This is a genomic window from Gammaproteobacteria bacterium (assembly GCA_017999615.1).
Taxonomy (GTDB): domain Bacteria; phylum Pseudomonadota; class Gammaproteobacteria; order JAABTG01; family JAABTG01; genus JAGNLM01.
The window spans coordinates 676,042-691,090 of sequence record JAGNLM010000001.1 but is presented as its reverse complement, the minus strand read 5'-3'; the positions used below and the strand labels follow the sequence as shown (position 1 = coordinate 691,090).

Below are 15,049 nucleotides of genomic sequence, written 5' to 3'. Positions count from 1 at the left end.
ACCAAAGTTGGTCGCGCTGACTACTCCTTGGTCTAGGACACTCAGCAGCAGGTTGCTCCTCAAACCCACACTGAGGTCCTCAGGGATGCTGGATTCTGGGAGACAGATGTCGCCTGGGGACCTCCTGGGCACGTGAGTCCCCCACATTCGGGACTGCGTGTCTCATCGCGGATACCTGGAAAGCCACCACACACGCCAGCAGCCATATTGGGTGAGGACTGCGAACAAGGGACCCTTCTGTAACGTTGTGCATCAGGACGGCAACCAAAGCTGCCGCGAAGGCCGTCGCGTCCGCGCGGCGTGTCCGCCGGACGAGCCAGAGATTCCGCGCCGTTGTCCAGAGGAAGGCCAGTGTCAACATGCCGGCCACAACTCCTCCTCGGACGAGCACATCGATGTAGCCGTTATGCAACTGACCCACCCCGAGCCTTTGGACGGTGGTCACACTAGCCAGGGAATCGAAACCCCATCCCTCAAGTGGACGCGCCAGGAATGCCTTCCATCCCGCTTCCCACAGCGCGAGTCTTCCGGTCAGGTTCTTCGTGCGACCGAGAGCCGCCATAAGCTTATCCCACGTCAACAACTCCGGCGCGGTTAACGTGAGCCACAGGAAGCCCATGAGCATCCCGAAAAGCGCAACGGCCCACATCAATCTTCGAGATCCGGTGGGGGAATGAGCAATCAGGAGCATCGGAAACAAAAACACCCAAAGCGCTCCGGAAAGTATGGCGGAGGTCACGCTGTTGCTGCCAAGAAGGCACACCGCAGCCAATAACGCGCTGCCACTTGCGATGAGAGTCCTCCAGACACTCCCGCCCTTGGTTATGAGAACAATGCTGGCCCATGTCGTCAGCAGCGAGACCACGCCGAGGATGTTCGGGTGAAACGTTGGCCCCGCCCAGCGAAACTGATCTCCGATCTCCATGATTGCGAGCCGTGGCTGTCCCCAGACGAGGACAATGGTGGCAATCAGGAGGGAAAAACCGGGGATCCAGAGGGTCTTCGCGACGATACCCGCGGACCCTCTCGCAGCAATGGACGCCGCCATTGCGATGAATGCGTAGCCAAGCATATGGCCGGCGAATGTCATCACCGCGCCTGGATAGCTCGACCATACGGCAGATAGCGCAGCATACGCGATTAGTGCCCACAGGGCCGGCTGCGTCCGAGCCAGGTTCAATGCCTGTGTGGGCCGTCGAAGCAGCAACAGCCCCGCAAACGCGTAAATAGGGCCAAACAGAAGAGCTCTGCGCAGGTCGCCCTCCAGTATCCCACCTGCGGTCGAAGCGTTGCCACTGACGCGCCCAAGGCTCACCGTTGCGGCGACTAACGCCGCACTAAGTGGTAGCAGAAACAGCCACGAGGAGCCCTGGGGCGACTGCGCTGAGGGCAGTACTTGGGCTTCTCGGGTACCCGTCATTCCCCCCATCGTCACACCGTCGGGGCGCGCACGATGCGTGCTTGCCGGGGAATACTTGCTGTGATCCATGTGTTACGCACCTGCGTCCGAGCAGACCATGCCCTTTGCCGATTGCTGACGCGATTGTGCCCGGACCGCATACTGCTGTGCGTTGCTGCGGACCGACTACGAGTAGATGAATCCGTTGAAGGGGTATCGCCGAGCGCCCTCCGCGTCGTCAGGCCGTCGGGGCTCGGAAGCAGAACAGGACGTCCTCGGCGTACTCGGCGTACTCAGCGTTCTCGGCAGGGAGCCTACGAGCGGAACAGCTCGCGCAGGTCGACGACCACGCCGGGCAGCCCCGCCACGGACACGCTGGTGAGATCGGCCAGGCGCTCTGCGTGCCGGTAGCCGTCCGCGCTGGGCTCGCGGAAGACCTCCATCGCATTCTGCTCCAGGTCCACCAGCCACACCTCCGGGACCCCGTGACGGGCGTACAGCGGGAGCTTCACCTGGCGGTCGTAGCGCTGGGTGGTGTCGGCCACCTCGATGACGAGCAGCACGTCCTTGGCCTGCGGGTGGGCGGCCTTGTAGAAATCCGCCCGCGGCCGGAGCAGGGCGAGGTCGGGCTGAGGAGCCGAGCGAGGTCCCAGGATGATCGGGTCCTGCACGGACACGATGGCGCCCTCACCCACGGTCCGCATCAGGATGGCGCCTATCTGCTTCACTGTCCCGGCGTGCCGACTTCCTATCGGTGCCATCTCGGCAATCTCTCCCTCGATCAGCTCGACCCGCTCGTCCGCCCGCAGGATCCCTGCCTCGCCCATACGCAGGAACTCCTCCACCGTGTAGCGGTGGCGGCGGATCAGGTCTTCGGCGCGAGTGGCCATCTCGGTCATTCCCTATGGCTTCTGAGCTCGGTGCCACACTCCGCGCGGGGCACTTCGCCCGCCCCGCTCACCACGGCCCGCCGAGGCTCGCGAGGTACTGGTCCCGCAGGTCGACCAGGATCGCCTCGCCCGCCGCGTCGACCCGCAGTTCCCCGTAGCGGGCCGCGGCGTAGCGCTGGGCGTTGGCCTCGCGGAGCTGGAAGCCGTTGGCCCCGATCGTCGGCTCGCCGATGCGCACCCGGAATCGCACCGCCATCTCGTCCACGGTGAGCGGCGTGCCGTCGTCGAAGCGCACGAAGCTCGCAATCTGGTAGGGGTCGAGGTCCAGCACCAGACGACCTTCGCCGTTCACCCCAACGAGATTACCCCTGCCGAACGCCTCGTCCACGACGCGGAAGCGGAGCGCGAGGAAGTCCCCCTCCTTCAGGTCCCGGGTATCCACCGGCGCAAGCTCCAACAGCACCAGCTCTCCGCCCCGGAGAAGCCGCTCGCGCTGGTAGACCGTGTAGTTGACGGCGCCCAGGACGAGCAGGCCGACGAGAACGGCAACCCAGCGGCCCATGGCGTTGGGGCCCAGGGCGCTGCGGCTCAGGGCGCTGCGGCCCAGGACGCTGCGACCCAGGGCGTTGGGACCCATGGCGTTCGAGCCCATGGCGTTACCCGCAGTCCTCTTCGAGCCCACAGGTGCAGAGCTCACGCTGGGCCAGGGCGACCAGGAGCAGGGCGCCGCCGGTGATCATCATCAGGAGTGCCTTGTCGAGGAGCGGGGCCTCGAGCGCGTAGTAGTAGCGGGTCAGGTACGCCACCAGCGCGAAGACGGCGAGCGCCGTGAGCTGCCGGGAACCGGCGGAGAAGCCCGCGAGGAGCGCCACCATTGCCGGGGAGAAACCCGGGGCCTTGAGGCTCGTGATGGCGAGGATGCTCGCGCCGGCGAGCGCGACCGCCCCCGGGCGGGTGGAGAGCGAGTGGCCCTCGCGCCTCAGGAGCCGCCAGACCACCGCGACCAGGACCACGACGAGCAGTACCGAGCCCGCCCACTCGACCCAGACCCCGAGCGAGTCACCGCCAGGCCAGCCGAGGAGCACCGTGAGGTCGCACACCCGCCGTCCGCAGATGGGGAACTGCAGGGTCGCGAGCGCGAGCCCCCAGGCCGCCGCGTGGGCCCGCTCGCCGTAGTGGGCGAGCTCGGGCTCCTCGAGCCACATCCAGGCGAGGGCCGCCGTCAGCAGCCCCGGCCCCAGGGGCCCGAGCCCCAACTGCAACAGTGCGTGCCAGGCGAAGAACGCCGCCGCCCAGGCGTTCCAGACCCGGTGCACATAGTTCGGCACCAGGATGAAGAGCCCGATCTCGACCGTGACCATCGCCACGGCCAGGAGCCCGAAGTGCTCCCCGAGGAGCTGCCAGAAGCCGTAGCCGAGGAGCGACTGGCCGGCGAGGCTGACTGCGAACCCGAGCTGGCCCGCGAAGTCGCTCTCCGGATAGCGCCGGAAGCCGATGGCCGCGCCCACGCAGGCCGCCGCGCCCACGAGGAACGCCCCCACCGCGTCGGTGAAGAGGAAGGAGAAGGTGTTCCCGAGGAAGGCGAGCAGGAAGAGCGCCCCGAGCCAGCCGGTGACCCCCTGGAGCAGGCGCACGTACCAGGGCACGCGGGGGCGGTGCGGCGGCACCTCGCCGGTGACGATCCCGGCCGCCGCGATCCGCGACCAGACTTCGGCGCGGGTGGGTGCGCTCACCGGGGCTCCTCCTCCGAGGGCTCCTCTGCCGAGACCGCGCGCAGCCAGCGCGCGCCTGCCGCCGAGACGCCAATCACCACCAGGCTGACGATCAGAAGGGCGTTCGACTCGGGGATGTCGGCGCGCCAGATGAGGAAGGTTGCGGCGACCAGGACAATCGAGGACACCGCCGTCGCCAGCAGGAACACGTCATGGATGACGCGCCGGTACACGGCGTAGACGGCCCCGAGCCACAGGATCCAGGCCGGCACCCCCCAGCCCGATCCCCCCGCGGGGTCGACGATGCTCCAGAGCGCGAGCCCCGTGACCAGCCCCCCCGACACGACTCCCACGAGGCGCGGGCCCCAGCGCCCGGCGGCCCCGACCCAGGCCAGCACCTCCCAGAGCACCAGGACGGCGGTGTTCAGGGCGACGAGCGCCCAGAGCAGCCCCTCCACGCCCAGGGGGACGCCGAAGAGCCCGCCGAAGGCCCTGAAGTAGGCGAGGAAGGCCCCGTTCGCGACGGCCAGCAGGAGCAGCCACAGGGTCGGCATCCCGCCGACGGCGGCGAGCGGCACGAGCGCGAGGCCCCAGGCGACGAACAGTCCGTGGCTGTCGGCGCCGGTCGGGTAGGTTTGACCGACGAGTGCGAGCAGCGCCCCCACCAGCACCGCCGCCCCGAGGAGCGCGAGCTTACCCTCGATCCGCGCGAGCCCGAACCAACCGATCACCCCCAGCACCGCGGCGAACAGTCCCTCGACCACCGCGAGGCGCGCGAAGCGCCCCAGGATCTGCCAGTTGTACACGAGGAGCAGGACCACCCCGGCCGCGACCAGGGCGGTGCCGAGCCAGATGAGGAAGCGGGCGACGAACTGCCGCCACTGGGGGCCGGTCGGCAGCGCCCCGGCCGTGCGCAGCGCGCGCCGGGCGTCCTGGGGCGCGATGCGTCCCTCCTCCGTCCAGCCCAGGATGTACCGGCGCGTCCCCATGACTCACCCGGGAGCGGATCGAGCGCTTTTCACCCCACCGGGCGAAGCTTCTGGGTGTCGCCGAGGCGCGCAGGCTCGCGCTCTTCGTCCTGCGGGGCAGTGAACAGACCCGTCGCCACGCGGTCGCGAACCACCTCTTCGACAGTGGCACGGTCGACCTGGGTCTGACCGCTGGCGTACGCGTACACCAATGCCATGTCGCAGATGGTGTTGACGACCCGCGGCACACCCCGGCTGGCCCGGTGGACCCACTCCAGCGCGTCGCTGTCGAAGAGCCGCGGATTGCCGCCAGCGACCTTCAGCCGGTGGCGCACGTAGGCCACGGTCTCCTCGAGAGAGAGCGCCTCGAGATAATAGGCCACCGAGACCCGCTGCGCGAACTGCTCGAGACCGGGTCGGCGGAGCAACATGCGCAGCTCCGGCTGACCCACCAGGACGAGTTGGAGCACCAGGCTCTTGTCGGCGTTGATGTTAGAGAGCATGCGCAGCTCCTCCAACGTCTCGGGCGCCAGGTTCTGCGCCTCGTCGATGATGAGCACGGTGCGCCGGCGCTTCGAATACTCGCTGATCAGGAATTCCGTGAAGCGGTGGTGACGCGCGACCTTGTCGAGCCCCTGGTGCGGGATGCCGAAGGCGAGCAGGACCCACTCGAGGAGCTCCCCGAAGGAGCTGTGCGTGTTGGAGATGAGGCCGACGGTGACGTCCGACTCGAGTTGGTCGAGCAGGTGGCGGATGAGGGTGGTCTTCCCGGAGCCGATCTCGCCCGCGATGACCGTGAAGCCCGCCTGGCTGCGCACGCCGTACTGGAGCATGGCGAGGGCCATGCTGTGCCGGCGCCCGAGGTAGAGGAAGCCCGGGTCGGGGAGCAGCGAGAAGGGTTTCTCGCGAAAGCCGAAGTGCGTCTCGTACATCGCGTTCGTCAGTAATAGTACCCGGCGACGGACTCCTCGGACTTGTTCAGGACGGTGCCGAGCAGCTCGGTGTTGCGCAGGTAACCAACCGCGCGAGTGAGTTCGTCACGAGTGGTCTTGCCCTCCTCCACCACCAGCAGCGCGGCGTCCACGTGCGGGGCGAAGGCGACCGCGTCGTCGGCCGAGAGCAGCGGCGGCAGGTCGAACAGCACGATCCGGTTCGCGTAGCGGTGCTTGAGGTCCTGCACCAGGGCGAGCATCGCGGGCGAGGACAGCACTTCGGAGGAATGGGCCAGGGGCTCACGCCCCGGCAGCACGACCAGGCGATCGATCCCGGGGTGGATGAGCACCTCCGAGACCGGGACTCCTTGCAGGACGATGTCCGCCACCCCCCTCTCCGGCTGGAAGCCGAAACACTCGTGCACCGAGGGGTTGCGCAGATCGAGGTCCACCAGCAGCACGGTGTGGTTGACCTCGCGGGCAAGGCTGATCGCGAGGTTGACCGCGGTGAGCGTCTTGCCCTCCCCCGGCCCCGCGCTGGTGACGGCGAGCGCCCGCCAGCCCTTCTCCTTCATGCGCTGCAGGACCTGCGTGCGCAGCATCTTGTACGCCGCGAGCACGGAGGGCTCCTCGATGCCGCCGAGGATCCGGTTGGCCCTCAGGATGGCGAGGGGCGGCTGGAAGGTGCGGGTCTCGGTGTAGGTGACCTTGACGGGCTCGGCGCCTGCTGGGGCGCGCCGCGCGGTCCCCGCACCGGACAGCGGCATTCCCGCAGGGGGCATCCCCGGCGACGGTGCCTCGCCGCGCTCCAGGCGGGCTCTCTCGAGGGCTTGCTTGATTCGTTCCATGGTCTCTCGGACTCGCTCGATTCAGGCACGCTACCGCCAGGACCGCGCGGCGGGATGCCGGCGAACCGTCAACCGCCCGCATGGGGTGGGTCCGAGCTCCCCCACCCGCCGCCGTGGCCCCCTACAACCCCATCCGCCGCATGGCCACGTACCACGCCACGTCGAGCGGCATCACGTACAGGTGCACGAACAACGCCGCCGCGGCGAGGAGCACGAGCAGACCCAGAACCCACCACACCGGGCGGCGATTCCTGCGCCGGCGCTCCCGGTCGGTCTCGATGCGCGGGATGCTCGCGAGCGGCGGTGCGCCCAGCAACTCCGCCACCGCGGCTCGGCCCCTCACGGTGGTGTCGAGGCTCTCCGAGACCGCCGCGCTGCCGATGCCGCCCGCAAAAGAGAACACCAGGCCGAGGAAGGCGATGGCCAGCCGGTTCGGCTTCACCGGCTCCTCGGGCAGCAGGGGCGGCTCGATGAGCGTGAAGCGCTCGCCCTTGCGCTCGGTCTCGAGCGACTCCGCGAGTTGGGCCTGCATCTCCTTCGCCTTGATCTCCTGGTACTTCGCCACCGCGTTCTCGTAGTCCCGGGTGAGCGCCCGGTACTCACGCTCGACCTGGGGGCCCTGCGTGAGGCGATTCTCGTACTCGGCGAGCTTCTGCTTCAGCTCCTCGCGCTTGCTGCGCTGGGTCTTCAGCTCGGTGTCCGCGGCGTTGACCTGGGCCTGCAACTGCACGTAGGCCGGGTTGTCGGGCGGCGCGCTCGAGCGCACGCTGCCACGCCGGACACCCGCCTGGGCCAGCTCTCTTTCCAGGCTCGCGACACTGCGCTGGGCGCGCCGCACGTCGGGGTGCTCCGGGCCGTACTTCTGCCCCGCCGCGGCCAGCTCTGCCCGGGCCCCGTCGAGCCGGCGCTGCAGGTCCGAGGAGGCGTCCGCGCCGCCGACCTGGGCCTGGAGGGCACGCATCTCCTTGCGGGTCTTGACCACGTCGGGATGATCGGGGCCGTAGAGCGCGCTGAGGCTCGCGTACTGGCTCTGCAGGACCTTCAGGCGGTCCGCGGGCCCCAGGATCCGCTCGCCGGTCTCCGCGACCAGCTTCTCCATGGGGTTGACCTGGGCGAGCTGGGCCTGGAGCAGGATCTTGCGCTCCTCGAGGGAGCTGATCTGGCGCTCCACCTCGAGGATCTCGCGGTCGGTGCGGTCCATCATCTGCAGGTTGAGCTGGGCGAGCTCGGGCAGGAGACCCGCGTTCTTCTCCTTGAACTCCGCGAGCTTCTTCTCGAGCTCCGCGATCTGCTCCGACAGGCGCTTGCCCTCCTCGGCGAGGAACTTCGCGGCGTCCGAGGCGAGCTGGGCGCGGGTCTTCAGGTTCTCGTTCAGGTACAGCGACACCAGCTCGTTCGAGACCCGCTGGGCCAGCTGGGGAGACCGGCTCTCGTAGGAGACCGTGAACGCGATCGAGGCCTGGGTGGGGCGCCCCGTGCGCGGGTCGACGACCTCCGCGCTCACCATATCGACCTTGATGTCCCCGCGCATGTCCTCGACCACGACCTCCGCGGGCTCGCGCTTGCGCTCGTCGGGGTACAGGCCGTACTTGTCGATGATGCCGAGCAGGTTGGCGCTGGTCATCACCCGCTGGCCGATGACCTGGATGCGCTCGTCCGCGTAGCTGGTGACGGTGGACCGCACCAGTTCCACCGGGATCTCCTGCTGCTCGATCAGGATGGTGCCGGTCGACCGGTACACCGGCGGCAGCCCGAACGCGACGGCAAGGCTCGCCGCCAGGATGAGGAGCCCCGCCCACAGCATCTGCGACTTGCGGCGGCCTACGACGCTCAGATAGTCGTGCAGGGTCTTGACGTCTTGGTCCATGGTTCTGTCGGTGCGGCGATGCGGGCACGGCCGGTGCCGTACGCTGGGTTCTCGGCCGGAGGGGCCGGGAGCTTGAGGGAAGACTCTACCGGGACACCGCCCACTTGTCGCCCTGGTAGCCGATGCTGAGCCAGAAGGCGTTGGAGTTGGCGCCGTCGTCCGCGTACTCGTATTTTTCGTAACGGAACTGGTACTGCCCGGACAGCGTCCAGAACGGCGTCAGGCGGTAGCTGACGCCGGCTTCGAGGCGAGCGTACTTGCGGTCCGAGTAGTCCACGCTGCTCTTGAGACCGTCCTCCCGGAACCCGACGAGCCGCAGCCGGCCCGAGGTGCGGGGGGCAAGCTCCCGGGTGAGGCCACCGCTCACCTCGTCCCTGCGTACCAGCACGCCGTCGCCCGTCGGGCTGAGGGTCCGCGAGGCGGCGAGGTCCCACGTCATCCGCTCGAGCTTCTCGCTCAGGCTCAAGTTGAGGAGCTGGCCCCAGTCCGTGCTGTCCTCGACGAGCTCCACGCTGCCGAGACCCCATGGCAACCGGGCCTTCTCGGCGCTCAGCTCGGAGCGCACCACACCCGCGGCGACCCGGCCCTTCAGGGTCTCGGTGAGCGCACGCTCGTAGCCCGCCTGGGCGCCGATGCTGTCGGTCGTGGCGTCCACGTCGCCCCGCACCGGGACCAGCAGCGAGCCGCCACCGAAGGGGACCCGCAGGGTGGTCCCCGATTCGAGCATCGTGCGGTCGTACCGGGACAGGTAGACGATGGCGCTCACCGTATCCCGCTCGCTGAGCGCGTGGCCGAGGGAGAGGTTGGCGGTGTAGAACTGGTAGTCGTGGTAGCCCGGCCCCTGGTAGTCGACATCGGAGGCGGTGAAGTCGATGCCGAGCGTGTTGCGCTCGCTCAGGACGTAGGAGAAGGACGGTGTGATGCTGAGGCTGTCGCGGTCGACCTTGCGGTCGCGCCGCTCGCGGCCACCCGTCTCCTCCACCACGTCCTCGGTGGAGAGGACCGTGGCGAAGCTGGCGCTCGCGCTCAGGCCGAACTTCGCGCGATCGGTGCTCGTCGTGCCGCTCAGGGTGTAGTACTGGTCGAGACTGTCGAGCTCCGGGTGGTCGGATCCGTATTCGTTGTGACGCAGCCGCGGGGTGAAGGTGAGCTGGCTCGCCCCGTCCGACCAGCCCAGGTCGACGGCGGCCTCGGTGACGACCCCCAGTGCGTCGTTGGTGTGGTCGCGCCACAACCGCGGGTTGTCGTCGTAGACCAGCCGCGAGCTGATCCGGGGCCGCGCCGACCACTCGTCGGCGAGCGCAGCCAGAGGCAGGAGAAGGATGACGGCAGCCGCCAACGCCCGGGTCGCTCTCGCTGCCGGGGGGGCACCCTGCGGTCGGGGCAGTGTCACGCCGTCCGCTCGAAGGTGAGGTGCGCCGGACCCGTCCGGCTAGGGCACCACCACGACATCGCCGGCCTGCAGCTGGATGTTCTGCTCCAGTCGCCGGCCCGCCTCCACCTCCGTGTAATCGAAGGGGATGGCGCTCTGGGAACCGTCGACCTCGCGGCGCAGGACCACGATGTCGTCGAGGTCGGCGAAGACCGTCGTCCCCCCCGCCATGCTGATGGCCTTCATGACGTCCACCGGACCGTTCATGATGTACTCGCCAGGCCGGTTGACCTTGCCGACGACGTTGACGTTGTTGCCGAGCACCTTCATCACCGAGACGGTCACCACCGGCTCGGGGATGTAGCGCTCGATTCGGGACTTGATCTCCTGCTCGATGTCCGCGACCGGCCGCCCCTGGGCGTGGACCTGGCCGGCCAGTGGGAACGAGAAGCCGCCGTCGGGCCGCACGAGGAGCTCCCGGGTCAGCTCGGGCTCCTTCCAGACCGAGACCTGGAGGATGTCACCGGGGCGCACCAGGTACTCGCTGGCGACCGCCGTCTCCTGGGCCTGCGCCGCGGGGGTCCCGAGCAGGGCCACCGTCAGCCCGGCGAGCACCACGGGTGCGCCGACCAGGTACCGCCCCCACGCCATCACCCGCACCAGAACGCCGGCAACCGCCTCACCGGTCCGCTGCCAGGTCACCGCTCGCATCGCCGTCGCGTCCATCGCTGCCTCGCTTGCCCCACCGCCTGACTTGCCACAGTTTAGCAACAGATGCGTCTAATTGCGTGCGTCGGCTCCGGTTCTTGAGGCCAGGCATCCATTCTGCGGCCGGGAGCGATGCCTGCCACAAAAACAAAACCCCGCCGAAGCGGGGTCTCAAGGGCTCCTCACAGGCCGGTCGGGGTCCTGGCGCCTCCCCTCCCGTCCCGGGCCCCTTCCCGGGGACCGGTTGGTATCTGGCTCCTCATCCGATGCGCCGGCCGACCTGCCCTCCGGTCGGTGCGGCCAAGCCCCCCTAAAGGGGCATACCCCATGAGAGGGTGATGATCGTCAGCCTTCACTCCCGACGCGGTTCCGACGCCGACTCAGGAGCCCGACGCCGAACAGGGCCGAGCCCAGCAGCCACAGCGACGGCGGGAGCGGGACCGCTGCAATCTCGGCAAGCTGGGCGATGATGAACGCCGAATCCTTGGTGATGCTGGCATTTCCACCCGGCACGTCCACCGCCACGAGGCTGTTCGTGACCTGGATGGATACGGGTCCCTGCTCACCCTCCGTCACCGGGGCGTAGACAGGAATGGCAAAGCCGCCGAGGCTCCAGGTCTGGGTGCTCGGCAGGGGGGACGAGGGCAGGATCGTCGACGCGAGACTGTAGGACACTCCATCCACGACAATGGAGCCGGTCGCAAGCGCCACAGCGCCGCCGGTGTTGCTGCCAAGGCCAGACTCGCTGTACTCGACGTGCGTGATGTAGAAACCGGCCGGCGCCTTCGCGTAGAAGGAGAACGTGTCGAAGGCATTGATCACGGCAGCGCCGTCGGCCGTGAAGTTGCTCAGCCCGATGACCAGCTTGTTGCCGTCGGCGTAGGTGCCGCCCGGCTCGAAAAACCCGTCGGTCGAGGAACTGTAACCCGAGTACTCCACGTACTTCACGAAATCCGCGCGGGCCGGGCCGAACGCCACCAGCAGACCAGCCAGCAAACCTGTGAGAACACCCGCCTTTTTCATGCCACTCACTCCCATCGAGCCTATGCTTCCCTGCCACCGCCACTTCAACCGCAGGAGCGGGGCCATTCTCTGGTCTCGTGACCGGAGGATCAAATCTTCTGTGAAACCCGTCACACCTGCTTGCGGAAAGAAGCTGCAAATTCTGCACCAGGCGAGAGATTTCCTGGGGTTACAGGAGATATCGGGCAGCCCCCGTCAAGACTGCCGACGGAGGTTCAGGGCCCAAAGCTCGGAAGAAGGTTCCGAACAGGCCTGCAACCCATTGGAAGGCATGAGAAACGTCACGAAAGAAGGGGTCGTCGGCAGGCTGTAAAGCCCGCCGACAACCCTCCGTCTCGTCCTCTATGACGCCGCGGGCTCAGCGCAAGCCGGCGGGACGTCGACGGTCCTGTCCGCCGCCTTGCGGTCGCGCATGTCGCCGCACTCCACCGCGACGGCGATCTTCATCATCACCGTCACGAGCAGCAGCCCCACGGCCCAGACCATGAGCGCCACGCTTACCTCGAGGAAGTTCGGCAGGTACTCGTAGACCTCCCCCATGGTGGTGGGCACGAAGCCGGGGATGACGAGGCCCATCCCCTTTTCGATCCAGACCCCCGCCGCGGTCAGCACGCAGGCGAGCAGCAGCAGGATCGGCTGCCGGCGAAGCGGGTGGACCATCAGGATGAAGACCGCCACCGCGAGCATCCCGATGCCCGTCCAGATCCAGGGCACCAGCACGCCGTGCCCGTGCAGGCCGAGGAACAGGTAGCGCGCGGACGCCGCGTGGTGCCCCTCGTTGTAGAACTCGGTGAAGAGCTCCGCGCCCACGAAGAAGAGCGTGATCTGGAGCGCCACCGTCATCACCACCGAGAGCATGTCGATCACGCTCTGCTGCACGGGGTAGCGCGTCGTCTTGCGCACGATGGTGAGGGCGATGATGCTGAGCGCGGGTCCCGAGGCGAACGCAGAGGCGATGAACCGCGGCGCGAGCAGCGGGTTCGACCAGAACGGCCGGCCGCTGTTCGCGGAGAACAGGAAGGCCGTCACGGTGTGGATGGAGATCGCCCAGAACATCGCCAGCAGCACGAAGGGGAAGTAATAGCGCAGCACCGGCTGGCGGCCGCGGTAGTGGCTGTAGACGATGTAGAACGAGATCCCGAGGTTCAGCAGCAGGTAGCCCGAGAGCACCACCACGTCCCAGGCCAGCATCGAGGTCGGGAAGTTGAAGATGCCAACCCCCGGCAGCAGATGCCAGATGCGGTCCGGCCGCCCCAGATCGACCACCACGAACAGGATCGCCATGATCACCGCGGCGACCGCCATGGTGTCGCCGAGCAGCACCACGTCCTTCACGTCCTGGCGATGGAAGATGTAGGCGGGAATGACGAGCAGCACGGCCGCCGCGGCGACCCCCACCAGGTAGGTGAAGTTCGCGATGTAGAAGCCCCAGGAGACCTGGCTGCTCATGTTCGTGGCGATGAGCCCCTCGGACAGCTGGTGCGAATAGGCCCACAGCCCGTTCGCGATCACCAGCACCAGGAATCCCAGCCACGCCCAGTAGGTCGGCGAGCCCCGGAAGGCATGCCGCACTCCATTGGAAAGGAATCGAAACAGGGCCACGCCTCACCCCTCCTCAGACGTCCCGGTAGTACCAGAATTTCGGCTCGGTCCCCACGTCCTCCTTCAGCCGGAAGACGACCTTGTGCTCGAGCACGTAGCGGATCTCGCTCTCCGGATCGAGCAGGTTCCCGAACACCCGTGCCCCGGTCGGGCAGGCCTCCTGACAGGCGGGCAGCTTGCCGACGCGCGTGCGCTGCAGGCAGAAGTGGCACTTCTCGACCGATCCGGCCTGCCGCGGGCGGTTGCCGAGGTAGTGGGTCTTGGGGTTGATGCGCTCGGCCGGCAGGTCCGGCGCGCCCCAGTTGAACACGCGGGCCTGGTAAGGGCAGGCCGCCATGCAGTACCGGCAACCGATGCACCAGTCGTAGTCGACCACCACGACGCCGTCGGGCTCCTTCCAGGTCGCGCCGACCGGGCAGGCCTTCACGCACGGGGGGTTGTCGCACTGCTGGCACTGCACCGGGACGTAGTGCTTGCCCTCGACCGGGACCTGGTCGCCCGGGTAGTAGTGCTCGGCCTGCTCGAAGTTCAGGCTGCCCTGGTCGAGCTGCAGCACCCGGATGTACTGCATGTCGAGGCTCTGGTTGTTCTCCTCGCCGCAGGCGCGAACGCAGTCCCGGTATCCGCGGCACTTGGAGACGTTGATCGCGTACCCGAAGACGACCCCGGGCAGCGGCGGCTCGTTGCCGACGGTGATGTCCACGCCGTACAGGCGCTTCGCCCGGCGCTCGATGCGCCCGATCGCCTCCTTCACCTCTTCCGGCGTCATGCGCCGGTAGTTGTCCTGGAAGAACTCCCCCAGGGCGTCCTCGAGGGTCTTGCCGCCCCAGGCCCCCTCGCTCGCCGGGGCCGCCGCGGCTGCGGCTGCCACGGTACCGACCCGCTGCAGGAAGCGCCGGCGGGCGCGGTCGGGTGCGTCGTCGTGCTGGTCGTGGTCGCTCATGGCCAACGTTGTCCGTGTACGTGTTCGATCCGGATGTTTGGGTGCCGCCGAGTTACCCGGTCACTTGGTCACCGGGCCCTGGGCCCCGTGGCGCTCCCACACCGGCAACGGCTCGTGGGGATTGGTGTCCTGGCGAGGGAGGCCCCGGCGCACCGGCGGAGGCTCCTCGGCCTTGCGCGGGTCCATCTTCGGGCGGTGCTGGAAGTGGCAGACGGTGCAACTGAGCAGCGTGCGGTCTCCCTCCCAGCCCCCCACGCGCTTGCCGTGGGCGCCGTGGGTCCAGTCCCGGGCTTCCTGGGCGTGGCACTGGGAACAGATGACGTAGGCGTCGTCGAACCCGAGCCGCTCGCTCTCCATCGTCTTCAGGCCGCCCGTGCCCTTCACGCGATGGCAGGTGAAGCACCAGAACTCGCCGCGGCCGTGCAGCCCGTGCTCGAGCTTGAAGTCGTCGTGGGGCCGCTGCAGGTCCCGCGGCTTGAAGTCCGACAGCGTCTCGTCGTGGCAATCCCCGCAGGGGTGCATGTCCGAGTCCTTCTTCCGGGTGACGACCCGGAACAGCGGGGCTTCCTCGAACGGCGCCTGGCCGTCCACTGTCTTGGCGGGGTTCGCCTCCGGGTGGACCGTCTCCAGGGTGCGGGGCGCCGGTCGGGCGACCGCGGGCTTGTCGCTCACCTCGTCGCTCGCCCCGTCACCCACCGCTGCGAGGGGCAGCAGGGCCACCAGGCAGGCTCCGCTCCACAGGGCGCGCGACCGAAGCCATGTTCCAAGCGAGACCATCGTCAATC

14 protein-coding genes are annotated in these 15,049 nt (G+C 68.2%); all 14 read right to left on the bottom strand.

The genetic code is table 11. The features are described 5' to 3' along the window. Positions 1-79: 79 nt before the first annotated feature. Positions 80-1,489, bottom strand: coding sequence for an O-antigen ligase family protein (locus KA217_03045; GenBank protein ID MBP7711429.1), 1,410 nt, complete (start codon positions 1,487-1,489; stop codon positions 80-82). Between the two features lie 224 nt (positions 1,490-1,713). Beyond that, a complete protein-coding gene (locus KA217_03040; protein ID MBP7711428.1) occupies positions 1,714-2,289 on the bottom strand; it encodes a Uma2 family endonuclease in 576 nt (191 codons plus the stop codon). A gap of 67 nt (positions 2,290-2,356) precedes the next feature. Beyond that, positions 2,357-2,941: a GDYXXLXY domain-containing protein gene (locus KA217_03035; GenBank protein ID MBP7711427.1), complete on the bottom strand. Its 585-nt coding sequence runs from the start codon at positions 2,939-2,941 to the stop codon at positions 2,357-2,359. 4 nt (positions 2,942-2,945) lie between these two features. Next, complete coding sequence (locus KA217_03030) at positions 2,946-4,022, bottom strand: DUF4401 domain-containing protein (protein ID MBP7711426.1); 1,077 nt, start codon at positions 4,020-4,022, stop codon at positions 2,946-2,948. Continuing rightward, positions 4,019-4,990, bottom strand: a complete 972-nt coding sequence (locus KA217_03025) for a DUF2157 domain-containing protein (protein ID MBP7711425.1) — start codon at positions 4,988-4,990, stop codon at positions 4,019-4,021. Before KA217_03025 ends, KA217_03030 begins: the two co-directional genes overlap by 4 nt. A gap of 29 nt (positions 4,991-5,019) precedes the next feature. Then, positions 5,020-5,901: an AAA family ATPase gene (locus KA217_03020; GenBank protein ID MBP7711424.1), complete on the bottom strand. Its 882-nt coding sequence runs from the start codon at positions 5,899-5,901 to the stop codon at positions 5,020-5,022. An 8-nt stretch (positions 5,902-5,909) separates the two neighbouring features. Beyond that, positions 5,910-6,749 carry a CpsD/CapB family tyrosine-protein kinase gene (locus KA217_03015; GenBank protein MBP7711423.1) on the bottom strand — a complete coding sequence of 280 codons (840 nt, stop codon included), beginning with the start codon at positions 6,747-6,749 and terminating at the stop codon, positions 5,910-5,912. A gap of 121 nt (positions 6,750-6,870) precedes the next feature. Then, positions 6,871-8,616, bottom strand: coding sequence for a lipopolysaccharide biosynthesis protein (locus KA217_03010; protein ID MBP7711422.1), 1,746 nt, complete (start codon positions 8,614-8,616; stop codon positions 6,871-6,873). Between the two features lie 85 nt (positions 8,617-8,701). Beyond that, the gene (locus tag KA217_03005; protein ID MBP7711421.1) at positions 8,702-9,955 is read right to left on the bottom strand and encodes a hypothetical protein; all 1,254 of its coding nucleotides are present in this window, start codon (positions 9,953-9,955) and stop codon (positions 8,702-8,704) included. A gap of 93 nt (positions 9,956-10,048) precedes the next feature. After that, on the bottom strand, positions 10,049-10,639 hold the full coding sequence (locus KA217_03000) for a polysaccharide biosynthesis/export family protein (protein MBP7711420.1): 591 nt from the start codon (positions 10,637-10,639) through the stop codon (positions 10,049-10,051). A 402-nt stretch (positions 10,640-11,041) separates the two neighbouring features. Beyond that, the gene (locus KA217_02995; protein ID MBP7711419.1) at positions 11,042-11,719 is read right to left on the bottom strand and encodes a hypothetical protein; all 678 of its coding nucleotides are present in this window, start codon (positions 11,717-11,719) and stop codon (positions 11,042-11,044) included. A 342-nt stretch (positions 11,720-12,061) separates the two neighbouring features. Beyond that, a complete protein-coding gene (gene nrfD, locus KA217_02990; protein MBP7711418.1) occupies positions 12,062-13,321 on the bottom strand; it encodes a polysulfide reductase NrfD in 1,260 nt (419 codons plus the stop codon). 13 nt (positions 13,322-13,334) lie between these two features. Further along, on the bottom strand, positions 13,335-14,264 hold the full coding sequence (locus KA217_02985) for a 4Fe-4S dicluster domain-containing protein (protein ID MBP7711417.1): 930 nt from the start codon (positions 14,262-14,264) through the stop codon (positions 13,335-13,337). A gap of 60 nt (positions 14,265-14,324) precedes the next feature. Further along, complete coding sequence (locus tag KA217_02980; GenBank protein ID MBP7711416.1) at positions 14,325-14,984, bottom strand: hypothetical protein; 660 nt, start codon at positions 14,982-14,984, stop codon at positions 14,325-14,327. Positions 14,985-15,049: the final 65 nt, after the last annotated feature.